The organism is Klebsiella sp. K-Nf6, assembly GCF_002806655.1.
Lineage (GTDB): Bacteria > Pseudomonadota > Gammaproteobacteria > Enterobacterales > Enterobacteriaceae > Klebsiella > Klebsiella variicola.
Genome location: NZ_PIBN01000001.1, coordinates 631,991 through 645,639, shown reverse-complemented (window position 1 = coordinate 645,639; position 13,649 = coordinate 631,991). Strand labels below are relative to the sequence as shown.

The window sequence follows — 13,649 nt, the reverse complement described above, 5'->3', positions numbered from 1 at the left end:
GGAGCAGGGAAAACACGATAAACTAACACTTCTTTCCATTTTTGTGAGCCTGCTCAAAATCTGTTGATGCCTGTGTCCTTCCGTTTGTTGCCAACGTTGACCTGTCTCCTGCTGCTGCCGGGCGTTCCCGTCTGGGCGCTGACCGCCAGCGACACCACTCGCCCCACACCAGCACAAGATCCGTTGCCCGATATGGGGATTGCTCCCCAGGTTGATGACGATGCCCGGCACTTTGCCGAAGTGGCGAAGAAGTTTGGCGAGGCCAGCATGAGCGATAACGGACTGACGGCGGGCGAGCAGGCGCAGCTGTTCGCCATCAGCAAAATTGGCAATGAAGTGAGCCATGAGCTGGAGAGTTGGCTGTCACCATGGGGCAACGCCAATGTCGACCTGCTGGTTGATAAAGAGGGTAAGTTCACCGGCAGTAAAGGGAGCTGGTTTGTGCCGTTGCAGGATAACGACCGTTACCTGACCTGGAACCAGTATTCGGTGACCCGGCGCGAGAACGATCTGGTGGGCAACATAGGACTTGGCCAGCGCTGGCGGGTCGGTGGCTGGCTGCTGGGCTATAACTCGTTTTACGACAAAGTGCTGAGCGAAAGCCTGGCGCGCGGCAGCGTCGGCGCGGAGGCGTGGGGAGAATATCTCCGGCTGTCGGCAAACTACTACCATCCGCTGGGCGACTGGCAACTGCGCGATAATCAGACCCAGGAGCAGCGGATGGCCGCGGGGTATGACGTCACCGCCCAGGCGCGGCTACCGTTCTACCAGCACATTAATACCAGCGTCAGCGTCGAACAGTACTTCGGCGATAGCGTCGATCTTTTTCACACCGGCACCGGCTACCATAATCCGGTGGCCGTCTCCGTTGGGCTAAATTACACCCCGGTCCCGCTGGTCACCGTTACCGCTAAGCATAAGCAGGGGGAAAATGGCGTCAGCCAGAACAATGTGGGCCTGAAGCTAAACTACCGCTTTGGCGTACCCCTTAAGCAGCAGCTGGCCGCAGACGAGGTAGCGATCAGCAACTCACTGCGCGGGAGCCGCTTCGATAGTCCGGAGCGGGATAATCTGCCGGTGGTGGAGTATCGTCAGCGCAAAAATCTGACAGTCTATCTGGCCACGCCGCCCTGGGATCTGCAGTCCGGAGAGACGGTGCAACTGAAGCTGCAGATCCATAGCCTGCACGGTATCAAGGCGCTGCACTGGCAGGGTGACACCCAGGCGCTTAGCCTGACGCCGCCGGTGGATGGCGCCAGCCCGGATGGCTGGAGCGTGATCATGCCGGTGTGGAACAGTGAACCGGGCGCCGCGAACCGCTGGCGCCTGTCGGTGGTGGTGGAGGATAAACAGGGGCAGCGCGTCTCCTCCAATGAGATCGCTCTGGCGCTGACCGAGCCGCTGGTCAAGTTCACCACGCCAGGCGTCTCCTGGACGGACTCGCCTTAGAAAATTCGCTCCTGGTGGACCCATACCGCGGCTTCCACCCGGGATTTGAGCTTCATTTTCTTCAGCATGTGCTTCACGTGTACTTTGACGGTGCTTTCGGTGATATCCAGGCGACGGGCGATCATTTTGTTCGGCAGTCCCTGGGCGATCAGCTTGAGGATGTCGCGCTCGCGCGGGGTCAGCTGGCTGATGTCGCGATCGGAGGTGGCGCGGTTAGCGCGCAGGCTGGCGGCCAGCACCGGGGTTAACGCTTCGCTTAATACCATCTCTCCGGCGGCGGCCTGCTGCAGCGCTTTCAGCAGATCTTCCGGCTCCATATCTTTCAGCAGATAGCCATCGGCGCCGCGCTTCAGGGCGGTGACAACGTCCTCTTCATGGTTGGAGACGCTAAAGACCACCACCCGGCCAGAAAGCGATTTCTCACGCAGTTTGTCCAGCGTTTCCAGGCCATTCATGCCCGGCATATTGAGGTCGAGCAGGATCAGGTCCGGATCCAGCGATTCCGCCAGCTCGATACCTTGCGCGCCATTGCTGGCCTCGCCAATCACCTGGATGTCCGGCGCCATGCTGATCAACTGTTTCACGCCGGTGCGCAGCATCGGATGGTCGTCAATGAGAAGGATGGTTGCCCGTTCCTGTTGACTCATGGGGGTCTCCTTATTGGATGGAAAACGTTTTTTCCGGGATAAACGTGACGATCACTTCGGTTCCACCGGTTTCCCGGCGTCGTACCTGACAGTCACCGCGCAAGCTCTGGGCGCGATCCCGCATAATAATTAAACCGTAATGGTTACTCCGCTCGGCGTGATCCGGCACGCCGCGGCCGTTATCCGCCACCACCAGACGGACCTGATTATCGCGTTGTGACACCGTCACGGTTACTTCGGTCGCGCTGGCATGCTTCAGGGCGTTGCTTAACGCTTCGCGGGCGATCTGCAGCAGGTGAATGGCCTGATGCGACGGTACAAAGCGCGGCGGAAGCTGATAATCAAGCTGTACCGTAAATCCGAAGTGGGCGCTGTACTCCTGACAGCTGGCCTCCAGCGCCGGGCGCAGGCCCGCCTCGGTCAGCTGCAGGCGGAAGGTGGTTAACAGCTCCCGCAGCTGGGCCCAGGAGGTATTCAGCTCGTTGCGAATCTGCCCCAGCAGCTGGCGGCTCTCCGCCGGTAAGGCGTCGCCCTGCATCTGCAGACAGCTGACCTGCATCTTCATACAGGACAGCGACTGGGCGATGGAGTCGTGCAGCTCGCGGGCGATAGTGGCCCGCTCTTCCATGACGATCAGCTGCTGCTGTTTCTCCTGATGACGGTCCAGCGCCAGGGTACTGGTCAGTTGTTCCACCAGGGTATCCACCAGTTGCTGCTGATCGTGGCTGAGATGGCGGCCAACCGGCAGCGTCGCCAGCAGAATGCCGTACTGATTATGCGCATCCGATAGCCGCCACTTCAGCGTTGTTCCGCCATCCGGCAGAGGCGGCAGATTGCGTGGACAGAGGTAGCAGCCTTTATCATCACATTCATAATCCGAGTGGCAGGTAAACTCCTGGTGATTATCTTCGTCTTCCAGGTCGTAAACCCGTACCTCGATATCGCGCAGCAGCGTCAGCCCCTGCAGGCCATTCAGTACCGGTGAAATCCTCTCGCAGAGCGGGGCGCTGGCATGCAGCCGGCGATTGGCCTGCCATAAGAAAGCGAGGATCTCGTTCTTCTGTTCCAGCCCGGCAGTCTTCTCCTGCACCCGCCGCTCGAGCACGGCGTAGCTTTCCGCCAGCTCTTCCGACATGTTATTCAGCGCCATGCCGAGGGTCGCCATTTCGTTACGCCCGCTGATGTGCGCCCGCTGGGTGAAATCGCGCTGGCTGACCGCCCGCGCCATGCCCAGCAGCTGTTTCCACGGCCGCAGCAGGCGGGCGCGTAACCAGATGATGGTAAAAATCAGCAGCAGCGCCATACCAATGGCGAGGATGCGATGGATCCAGACTACCCGCTCGATACGCTGCTCGGTGGTGTGGTCGAATGCCGTGACCAGCTGGTCGATACGATCGACAAAGTCGGCGACATCCTGGGCCACTTCCGCCTGGTTAACCGCACGCTGCATGCCGGGGGCCAGCGCCTGCTGCCAGTATTGCTGCAGCGCTTTTAACTGTTGTTCCTGGCCGTCGCGGCGGGCGGAATTTTGCAGCTCGGGGCTGAAGACGGTGGCGGTCATGTCCGCCACCAGCTTTTGATCGTTTTCATTCAGCGGGATCGCCGCCAGCAGCCGGTAGCTTTGCATACGCAATGAACCGGCCTTGTTAATCGCGTGGGCGCTGCCCTGGACGCCGTTCACCAGGCGCGCGGAGATCGCCATGCCGGCGACGCCAATAATGGTGGCGAGCAGCACGATTAACGCCAGTTGATTGACCAGCGTCAGCGGAGTAAAAAGACGTTTTAACATGGAATGCGTGGCTCCTGACCGGTGATCTCTCCGGGAGTGGCGCTTATTCTCGGCTATCCCCTGGAGTATACCCATACCCCTAAAGAGTTACTCCTTAATTGTCGGTGGTAGGCGCTATTGGGGGTGGGGTTATACGCAACCCGGCAGCCGCGTGATAAACCACACTTTTTTCCTCACCATTCTCTACTCACTTCGGAGCATGGTTTATTTTTGCACAAATTAGTGCGCGCTTTTCCTTTGATTTATATCAACTTACCGCCCCGGGCAACCCCTAAGGTAGCGGCAGGAAATATGAATAATCAGAGGTATCTATGAGTCAATCTTCCCTACCGGAGAAGGCTAACCGCTCGGTCATTACCGACTGGCGCCCTGAAGATCCTGAATTTTGGCAACAGCGCGGTCACCGTGTGGCGAGCCGTAATCTATGGATCTCCGTTCCCTGTCTGTTACTGGCGTTCTGCGTATGGATGTTGTTCAGCGCCGTCGCCGTTAATCTCAACAAAGTGGGCTTTCAGTTTACGACCGATCAGCTGTTTATGCTGACCGCGCTGCCGGCGCTGTCTGGCGCCTTATTGCGCGTGCCTTACGCCTTTATGGTGCCGCTGTTCGGCGGCCGTCGCTGGACGGCGTTCAGCACCGGGATCATGATTATTCCGTGCGTCTGGCTGGGCTTTGCGGTCCAGGATACTTCCACGCCGTTTAGCGTCTTCGTGATTATCTCGTTGTTGTGCGGCTTCGCCGGGGCCAACTTTGCCTCCAGTATGGCCAACATCAGCTTCTTCTTCCCGAAAGCGAAGCAGGGCGGGGCGCTCGGCGTCAACGGCGGCCTCGGTAATATGGGCGTCAGCGTGATGCAGCTGGTCGCACCGCTGGTGGTGTCGGTCTCTGTGTTTGCCATTTTTGGCGGGACCGGCAGCGAGCAGCCTGACGGCTCAATGCTGTATCTGGAAAACGCCGCGTGGATCTGGGTACCTTTCCTGATTATTTTCACTCTGGCGGCGTGGTTCTTTATGAATGACCTGTCGGCTTCTAAAGCCTCGCTGAGCGAACAGCTGCCTGTGCTCAAACGCCTGCATCTGTGGATCATGGCGCTGCTCTATCTGGCCACCTTCGGCTCCTTCATCGGATTCTCCGCCGGCTTCGCCATGCTGTCGAAAACCCAGTTCCCGGACGTGCAGATCCTGCACTACGCCTTCTTCGGCCCCTTTATTGGCGCGCTGGCGCGTTCGATGGGCGGGGCGATCTCCGATCGTCTCGGCGGGACTCGCGTGACGCTGGTCAACTTCGTGGTGATGGCTGTCTTCTGCGCGCTGCTGTTCCTGACCCTGCCGACTAACGGCCAGGGCGGCAACTTCATCGCCTTCTTCGCGGTGTTCATGGTGCTGTTCCTGACCGCCGGGCTGGGGAGCGCCTCCACCTTCCAGATGATCTCCGTGATCTTCCGTAAGCTGACCATGGACCGCGTGAAGGCCCAGGGGGGTAGCGAAGCGCAGGCGATGCGCGAGGCGGCGACCGATACCGCGGCAGCGCTGGGCTTTATCTCGGCGATAGGCGCCATCGGCGGCTTCTTTATCCCGAAAGCGTTCGGCATTTCGCTGGATCTGACCGGCTCGCCGGCCGGCGCGATGAAAATCTTCCTCGTCTTCTATATTGCCTGCGTGGTGATCACCTGGGCGGTATACGGCCGTAAGCGTCAGTAATCCGCCATAGTCGATGTCGCTTCGTAAAGGCGTACTCCCAAAGGAGGCGCCTTTTTTTACTGGCTTAATTAGTTACAACATACTAATGGGCGGTTTTATTCGTTTTGGCCACTGAGCCGGGAAGGGACGGCTTGCCAGCGTCACCGCTCTACCCCTTAATACCTCCCCGGTGAACAATCTCGAGCCAGGCGACCCATTTTTCGTTAAAAAACATTAAAAAACATTAAGTTAAAAAATTGAGTTTCCTACCACCTTGGTGGTAATTGCAGTTTCCCTCCGCTTTAGCAAGCCAGTCCGGATTGATCGCCATCAATTCTCGCCCTCTTTCATAGCGTTACCTTCGCTGCAAATCCAGCAATGTCGATTTATCAGAGAGCCGTCAGGCTCCATATCAGGAGAAACCCGATGAGTAAATTCCTGGACCGGTTTCGCTACTTCAAACAGAAGGGTGAAACCTTTGCCGATGGGCACGGCCAGCTTCTAAACACCAACCGGGACTGGGAGGATGGATACCGTCAACGTTGGCAGCATGACAAAATTGTGCGTTCCACTCACGGTGTCAACTGCACCGGCTCATGCAGCTGGAAGATTTATGTGAAAAACGGTCTGGTGACCTGGGAAACGCAGCAGACTGACTACCCGCGCACCCGTCCGGATCTGCCAAACCACGAACCACGCGGCTGCCCGCGCGGCGCCAGCTACTCCTGGTATCTGTACAGCGCTAACCGCCTGAAATATCCGCTGATGCGTAAACGTCTGATGAAGATGTGGCGGGAAGCGAAAGTGCAGCATAGCGATCCGGTTGAGGCATGGGCCTCGATTATTGAAGACGCCGACAAAGCCAAAAGCTTCAAACAGGCTCGCGGTCGCGGCGGGTTTGTCCGCTCCTCCTGGCAGGAAGTGAATGAGCTGATTGCCGCCTCCAACGTCTATACCGTGAAAACTTACGGTCCGGACCGCGTGGCCGGCTTCTCGCCGATCCCGGCGATGTCGATGGTCTCCTACGCTTCCGGCGCCCGTTATCTGTCGCTGATCGGCGGCACCTGCCTGAGCTTCTACGACTGGTACTGCGACCTGCCGCCAGCTTCGCCGATGACCTGGGGCGAACAGACCGACGTCCCCGAATCGGCGGACTGGTATAACTCCAGCTACATTATCGCCTGGGGCTCCAACGTGCCGCAGACCCGTACCCCGGATGCCCACTTCTTTACCGAAGTCCGCTACAAAGGCACCAAAACCGTGGCGATCACTCCGGACTACGCCGAAATCGCCAAACTCTGCGATCTGTGGCTGGCGCCGAAGCAGGGTACCGATGCCGCGATGGCGCTGGCGATGGGCCATGTGATGCTGCGCGAGTTCCATCTCGATAAGCCGAGCCAGTACTTCACCGATTATGTGCGCCGCTATACCGACATGCCGATGCTGGTGATGCTTGAGGAGCGCGACGGTTATTACGCCGCCGGCCGCACGCTGCGCGCGGCCGACCTCGTGGATTCCCTTGGTCAGGAAAACAATCCGGAATGGAAAACCGTTGCCTTTGACGAGAAGGGCGACATGACCGTACCGAACGGTTCCCTCGGATTCCGCTGGGGCGACAAAGGCAAATGGAACCTCGAACAGCGCGACGGTAAAACTGGCGAAGAGATTGAGCTGCGTCTGAGCCTGCTGGGTAGCCATGACGAGGTCGCGAACGTCGGCTTCCCGTACTTCGGCGGCGAAGGTTCTGAGCATTTCAACAAAGTCGACCTCGAAAACATTCTGCTGCACAAACTGCCGGTAAAACGCCTGCAACTGGCCGATGGTTCCACCGCGCTGGTGACCACCGTTTACGATCTGACCATGGCGAACTACGGCCTGGAACGCGGTCTGAACGATGATAACTGTGCCACCGGCTACGATGAAGTGAAAGCCTACACCCCGGCCTGGGCGGAAAAGATCACCGGTGTCTCCCGCGCGCATATCATCCGCACTGCACGCGAATTTGCCGATAACGCTGATAAGACCCATGGTCGCTCGATGATTATTGTCGGGGCGGGCCTCAACCACTGGTTCCACCTCGACATGAACTACCGCGGCCTGATCAATATGCTGATCTTCTGCGGCTGCGTCGGTCAGAGCGGCGGCGGTTGGGCGCACTATGTGGGCCAGGAAAAACTGCGTCCGCAGACCGGCTGGCAGCCGCTGGCGTTCGCCCTCGACTGGCAGCGTCCGGCACGCCACATGAACAGTACTTCGTACTTCTATAACCACTCCAGTCAGTGGCGCTATGAAACTGTGACTGCGCAGGAACTGCTGTCGCCGATGGCGGATAAATCCCGTTACAGCGGCCACCTGATCGACTTTAACGTGCGCGCAGAGCGCATGGGCTGGCTGCCGTCTGCGCCGCAGTTAGGGGTGAACCCGCTGCGTATCGCTGATGAAGCGAAAAAAGCCGGCATGACCCCGGTCGATTACACCGTGAAGTCGTTGCAAGAGGGCTCGATTCGCTTTGCGGCCGAGCAGCCGGAAAACGGCAAAAACCACCCGCGTAACCTGTTTATCTGGCGCTCCAACCTGCTCGGCTCCTCCGGTAAAGGCCATGAGTATATGCTCAAGTACCTGCTGGGTACCGAGAACGGCATTCAGGGCAAAGACCTTGGCAAGCAGGGCGGCGTGAAGCCGGAAGAAGTCGAATGGCGGGATAACGGCCTCGACGGCAAACTGGATCTGGTGGTGACCCTCGACTTCCGTCTGTCGAGCACCTGTCTCTATTCCGACATCGTGCTGCCGACCGCCACCTGGTACGAAAAAGACGACATGAATACTTCGGACATGCATCCGTTTATTCACCCGCTGTCGGCCGCCGTTGACCCGGCCTGGGAATCAAAGAGCGACTGGGATATCTATAAAGGTATCGCGAAGAAATTCTCTGAAGTCTGCGTCGGCCACCTCGGCAAAGAAACCGACGTCGTTACGCTGCCGATTCAACACGATTCCGCCGCGGAAATGGCGCAGCCGTTTGACGTGAAAGACTGGAAAAAAGGCGAATGCGACCTGATCCCAGGGAAAACCGCGCCGCATATTATTCCGGTTGAGCGTGATTACCCGGCGACTTACGAACGTTTCACCTCGATCGGCCCGCTGCTGGAAACCATCGGCAACGGCGGGAAAGGCATCGCCTGGAACACCCAGAGCGAGATGGATCTGCTGCGTAAGCTCAACTACACCAAGGCCGAAGGCCCGGCGAAAGGCCAGCCGAAGCTGGAAACGGCCATCGACGCCGCGGAAATGATCCTCACCCTGGCGCCGGAGACCAACGGTCAGGTGGCGGTGAAGGCGTGGAAAGCGCTGAGCGAGATCACCGGTCGCGAGCACGCGCACCTGGCGCTGAACAAAGAAGATGAGAAGATCCGCTTCCGCGATATTCAGGCGCAGCCGCGGAAGATTATCTCCAGCCCGACCTGGTCTGGCCTGGAAGACGAGCATGTCTCCTATAACGCCGGCTACACCAACGTTCACGAGCTGATCCCGTGGCGTACGCTGTCCGGCCGTCAGTCGCTGTATCAGGATCATCAGTGGATGCGCGACTTTGGCGAAAGCCTGCTGGTCTATCGTCCGCCGATCGACACCCGTTCGGTGAAAGCGGTGATGGGCGAGAAGTCCAACGGCAACCCGGAGAAGGCGCTGAACTTCCTGACCCCGCACCAGAAATGGGGTATCCACTCGACCTACAGCGATAACCTGCTGATGCTGACTCTGTCGCGCGGCGGGCCGATCGTCTGGATGAGCGAAGCGGATGCGAAAGATCTGGGTATCGAAGATAACGACTGGATCGAAGTGTTTAACGCCAACGGCGCCCTGACGGCGCGCGCGGTGGTGAGCCAGCGTGTACCGGCCGGGATGACCATGATGTATCACGCCCAGGAACGCATCGTGAACCTGCCGGGCTCTGAAATCACCGGTCAGCGCGGGGGGATCCACAACTCCGTCACCCGTATTACGCCAAAACCGACCCACATGATCGGCGGCTACGGCCACCTGGCCTATGGCTTTAACTACTACGGTACCGTCGGCTCCAACCGCGATGAGTTTGTAGTGGTACGTAAGATGAAGAACATTAACTGGTTAGACGGCGAAGGCAACGACCAGGTACAGGAGAGCGTAAAATGAAAATTCGTTCACAAGTCGGCATGGTGCTGAATCTCGATAAGTGCATCGGCTGCCATACCTGTTCGGTGACCTGTAAAAACGTCTGGACCAGCCGGGAAGGGATGGAATACGCCTGGTTCAACAACGTGGAGAGCAAACCTGGCGTTGGCTTCCCGAACGACTGGGAAAACCAGGAAAAATGGAAGGGCGGCTGGATCCGCAAAATCAACGGTAAACTGCAGCCGCGCATGGGCAACCGCGCGATGCTGCTGGGTAAAATCTTCGCCAACCCACATCTGCCGGGGATCGATGATTACTACGAGCCGTTTGATTATGACTACCAGAATCTGCATAACGCGCCGGAAAGCAAACATCAGCCGATCGCTCGCCCGCGCTCGCTGATTACCGGCCAGCGGATGGACAAGATCACCAGCGGTCCGAACTGGGAAGAGATCCTCGGCGGCGAGTTCGAAAAACGCGCCAAAGATCAGAACTTCGACAACATGCAGAAGGCGATGTACGGTCAGTTCGAAAACACCTTCATGATGTATCTGCCGCGCTTGTGCGAGCACTGCCTGAACCCGGCCTGCGTCGCGACCTGCCCGAGTGGCGCCATCTATAAGCGTGAAGAAGACGGCATCGTGCTGATCGACCAGGACAAGTGCCGCGGCTGGCGGATGTGTATCACCGGCTGCCCGTACAAGAAGATCTATTTCAACTGGAAGAGCGGGAAGTCCGAGAAATGCATCTTCTGTTACCCGCGTATTGAATCCGGAATGCCGACGGTGTGCTCCGAAACCTGCGTGGGCCGTATCCGCTATCTCGGGGTCCTGCTGTACGACGCGGACGCGATTGAAAACGCCGCCAGCACCGAGAACGAGAAAGATCTTTATCAGCGCCAGCTGGACGTATTCCTCGATCCAAACGATCCGAAAGTGATTGAACAGGCGTTAAAAGATGGCGTTCCGCAGGGCGTTATTGAGGCCGCGCAGCAGTCGCCGGTCTACAAAATGGCGATGGACTGGAAGCTGGCCCTGCCGCTGCACCCGGAATATCGCACCCTGCCAATGGTCTGGTACGTGCCGCCGCTGTCGCCAATTCAGTCGGCTGCGGACGCTGGCGAATTGGGTAGCAACGGTATTCTGCCGGACGTGGAAAGCCTGCGTATTCCGGTGCAATATCTGGCGAACCTGCTGACCGCGGGCGATACCCAGCCGGTCCTGCTGGCCCTGAAACGCATGCTGGCGATGCGTCATTATAAGCGTGCGGAAACCGTTGACGGCGTCGTCGATACCCGTGCGCTGGAAGAGGTGGGGCTGAGCGAAGCGCAGGCCCAGGAGATGTACCGCTATCTGGCCATCGCTAACTATGAAGATCGTTTCGTGGTGCCGAGCAGCCATCGTGAACAGGCTCGCGATGCCTTCCCGGAGAAGAGCGGCTGCGGCTTTACCTTCGGCGATGGTTGCCACGGCTCTGATAGCCAGTTCAACCTGTTCAACAGCCGTCGCATCGACGCTATCGACGTCACCAGCAAAACGGAGCCGCACGCATGATTGAACTCGTGATTATGTCGCGTCTGCTCGAATACCCTGATGCTGCCTTATGGCAGCATCAGCAAGAGATGTTCGAGGCGCTCGCGTCATCAGAGAAACTCAGCAAAGAGGATGCCCACGCGCTGGGCGTTTTCCTGCGCGATCTAGTGGCTCAGGATCCGCTGGACGCCCAGTCGGCGTATAGCGAACTGTTTGACCGCGGCCGCGCTACCTCGCTGCTGCTGTTTGAACACGTGCACGGCGAATCCCGCGACCGCGGGCAGGCGATGGTGGACCTGATGGCGCAGTATGAGCGCCACGGTCTGCTGCTGGATAGCCATGAGCTGCCGGATCACCTGCCGCTGTATCTGGAGTATCTGGCGCAACTGCCGGAAGAGGAAGCGCTCGGCGGCCTGCGGGACGTTGCGCCGATCCTCGGCTTGCTCAGCGCACGCTTGCAGCAGCGCGAAAGTCGCTATGCGGTGCTGTTCGAGCTGTTGCTGAAGCTGGCCAATACCCAGGTCGACAGTCAGAAGGTGGCGGAGAAGATTGCCGACGAGGCGCGCGACGATACGCCGCAGGCGCTGGACGCAGTCTGGGAAGAAGAACAGGTCAAATTCTTTGCCGACCAGGGCTGCGGCGAGTCGGAGATCTCCGCTCACCAGCGTCGTTTTGCCGGAGCCGTGGCCCCGCAATATCTGAATATCTCTAACGGAGGACAGCAATAATGCACTTCCTGAATATGTTCTTCTTTGACATTTATCCGTACATTGCGGGCTCGGTGTTTCTGATCGGCAGCTGGTTGCGCTATGACTATGGCCAGTACACCTGGCGCGCCGCCTCCAGCCAGATGCTGGACCGTAAGGGGATGAACCTGGCATCGAACCTGTTCCATATCGGCATCCTGGGTATTTTCGCCGGCCACTTCCTCGGTATGCTGACCCCGCACTGGATGTATGAGTCCTTTCTGCCGATCGACGTCAAGCAGAAGATGGCGATGATCGCCGGCGGCGCCTGCGGCGTGATGACCCTGGTGGGCGGGTTACTGCTGCTCAAGCGTCGCCTGCTCAGCCCGCGCGTTCGCGCCACCACCACCGGAGCGGATATTCTGATCCTTTCGTTGCTGATGGTGCAGTGTGCGCTCGGCCTGCTGACGATCCCATTCTCAGCACAGCATATGGACGGCAGTGAAATGATGAAGCTGGTTGGCTGGGCGCAGTCGGTGGTGACGTTCCACGGCGGTGCATCACAGCATCTGGATGGCGTGGCGTTTATTTTCCGCGTTCACCTGGTGCTGGGGATGACGCTGTTCCTGCTGTTCCCGTTCTCCCGTCTGGTTCATATCTGGAGCGCGCCGGTCGAATATCTGACGCGCAAATACCAGATTGTCCGCGCCCGTCGCTAACTGGCCCGCGACTGCTCACTGACCCCGCCACGGCGGGGTTTTTTTCGCCCCAGCCGAGGTTATTACCTGCGGCGGCAAACAGAATAAGCATCCCGCCAATCAACTGCACAGGGGTCAACGCATGGTGGAAGACCAGATAGTCGACCACCATTGCCACCAGCGGATAAATAAAGGAGAGCGAACCGGTAATGGGCGTCGGCAGTTTCTGTATCGCGCTATATAAAAGCTGATACATGATCCCGGTATGGACGATGCCGAGGATCAGCAGGTAGCGCCAGGGGAAGCTGGCCGTCCATTCGGGGGCATGCACCAGCGGCAGCAGCATCACGACGCCAACGAGAACCTGAATGAAGGCGATATGCTGTGCGGGGAGCGGATGCAGTTTGCGCGCGATGATGGCGGTCAGGGCATAGAAGAATGCCGCGCCCAGCGCCAGCAAAACGCCGGTAGTGAGCCCCTCTCCATGCGCGGACGTCAGCTCGCTTGACAACAGGATCACTACGCCGCCAAAGGCCAGCAGTAGCCATCCCCATTTCACGGCGCTGACCCGTTCCCCCAGCACCATCCCCATCAGTACCAGCATAAACGGCTGGGTGTTATAGACCACGGTGGCCATACCGATTGAGATCCGCGAATAGGCGGCAAACAGCAGCAGCCAGTTGACGACCAGCGCCGCGCCGCCAATCACCGCCAGAGCGAGAGTGAAACGCGTTAGCCGGCTGAAGGGCTGGCCGCTTAACACGATAAACACCAGCAAGGTTAGCGCGCCAATCAGGCAGCGCCAGAACACCACATCCATCACCGGCAAACCAGAGAGCAGCACGAACGCGCCGATCGAGCCGGAGATTATCATTGCCAGGCTCATTTGCCAGACGCCGCGGGTAAGTTGCATTTTTCACCTCCACCATTTTTCAGTTATTGTGCGAAAAACCCTGACAGGGTGATATGGCTGAATTAAGGTAGAAAGAGGCGAATGCCTTTTATAATTAGGTGAAAAAC

Annotated in this window: 8 protein-coding genes and 1 pseudogene; 6 read left to right on the top strand and 3 right to left on the bottom strand. The window is 58.5% G+C overall.

From position 1 onward, the window contains the following. Nucleotides 1-66 precede the first annotated feature (66 nt). Nucleotides 67-1,449, top strand: a complete 1,383-nt coding sequence (locus CWM61_RS03200; protein ID WP_074385526.1) for a YchO/YchP family invasin — start codon at nt 67-69, stop codon at nt 1,447-1,449. Here the strand turns inward: CWM61_RS03200 and narL are convergent. Together narL and narX are read right to left on the bottom strand one after the other, a co-directional pair. Next, nucleotides 1,446-2,096 carry a two-component system response regulator NarL gene (narL, locus tag CWM61_RS03195; protein ID WP_002910198.1) on the bottom strand — a complete coding sequence of 217 codons (651 nt, stop codon included), beginning with the start codon at nt 2,094-2,096 and terminating at the stop codon, nt 1,446-1,448. The two genes, CWM61_RS03200 and narL, sit on opposite strands and share 4 nt — an antisense overlap. 10 nt (nt 2,097-2,106) lie before the next feature. Further along, nucleotides 2,107-3,885, bottom strand: a complete 1,779-nt coding sequence (narX, locus tag CWM61_RS03190) for a nitrate/nitrite two-component system sensor histidine kinase NarX (protein WP_100630687.1) — start codon at nt 3,883-3,885, stop codon at nt 2,107-2,109. 311 nt (nt 3,886-4,196) lie between these two features. Here narX and CWM61_RS03185 point away from each other — a divergent pair, with 311 nt between their 5' ends. The 5 genes from CWM61_RS03185 to narI all read left to right on the top strand — a co-directional run bounded on the left by CWM61_RS03185 (nt 4,197) and on the right by narI (nt 12,650). Further along, nucleotides 4,197-5,585 (top strand): NarK family nitrate/nitrite MFS transporter, encoded by a 1,389-nt coding sequence (locus tag CWM61_RS03185; RefSeq protein WP_061154196.1) that lies wholly within the window; start codon nt 4,197-4,199, stop codon nt 5,583-5,585. A gap of 405 nt (nt 5,586-5,990) precedes the next feature. Beyond that, complete coding sequence (locus CWM61_RS03180; protein ID WP_074385529.1) at nt 5,991-9,734, top strand: nitrate reductase subunit alpha; 3,744 nt, start codon at nt 5,991-5,993, stop codon at nt 9,732-9,734. Continuing rightward, entirely contained in the window at nt 9,731-11,266 is a 1,536-nt protein-coding gene (narH, locus tag CWM61_RS03175; RefSeq protein ID WP_061154198.1) for a nitrate reductase subunit beta, read from the top strand. Before CWM61_RS03180 ends, narH begins: the two co-directional genes overlap by 4 nt. Then, nucleotides 11,263-11,973: a nitrate reductase molybdenum cofactor assembly chaperone gene (gene narJ, locus CWM61_RS03170; protein ID WP_008804404.1), complete on the top strand. Its 711-nt coding sequence runs from the start codon at nt 11,263-11,265 to the stop codon at nt 11,971-11,973. Before narH ends, narJ begins: the two co-directional genes overlap by 4 nt. Beyond that, nucleotides 11,973-12,650 carry a respiratory nitrate reductase subunit gamma gene (gene narI / locus CWM61_RS03165; protein WP_002910189.1) on the top strand — a complete coding sequence of 226 codons (678 nt, stop codon included), beginning with the start codon at nt 11,973-11,975 and terminating at the stop codon, nt 12,648-12,650. Before narJ ends, narI begins: the two co-directional genes overlap by 1 nt. On the opposite strand, the pseudogene CWM61_RS03160 reads toward narI, so the two are convergent. After that, nucleotides 12,647-13,542: pseudogene (locus CWM61_RS03160) on the bottom strand (DMT family transporter). The gene narI and the pseudogene CWM61_RS03160 overlap by 4 nt on opposite strands. Nucleotides 13,543-13,649 lie beyond the last annotated feature (107 nt).

Coding starts and splice junctions, on each gene's coding strand:
- CWM61_RS03200 (WP_074385526.1), top strand. CDS start 67: ATGCCTGTGTCCTTCCGTTTGTTGCCAACGTTGACCTGTCTCCTGCTG.
- narL (WP_002910198.1), bottom strand. CDS start 2,096: ATGAGTCAACAGGAACGGGCAACCATCCTTCTCATTGACGACCATCCG.
- narX (WP_100630687.1), bottom strand. CDS start 3,885: ATGTTAAAACGTCTTTTTACTCCGCTGACGCTGGTCAATCAACTGGCG.
- CWM61_RS03185 (WP_061154196.1), top strand. CDS start 4,197: ATGAGTCAATCTTCCCTACCGGAGAAGGCTAACCGCTCGGTCATTACC.
- CWM61_RS03180 (WP_074385529.1), top strand. CDS start 5,991: ATGAGTAAATTCCTGGACCGGTTTCGCTACTTCAAACAGAAGGGTGAA.
- narH (WP_061154198.1), top strand. CDS start 9,731: ATGAAAATTCGTTCACAAGTCGGCATGGTGCTGAATCTCGATAAGTGC.
- narJ (WP_008804404.1), top strand. CDS start 11,263: ATGATTGAACTCGTGATTATGTCGCGTCTGCTCGAATACCCTGATGCT.
- narI (WP_002910189.1), top strand. CDS start 11,973: ATGCACTTCCTGAATATGTTCTTCTTTGACATTTATCCGTACATTGCG.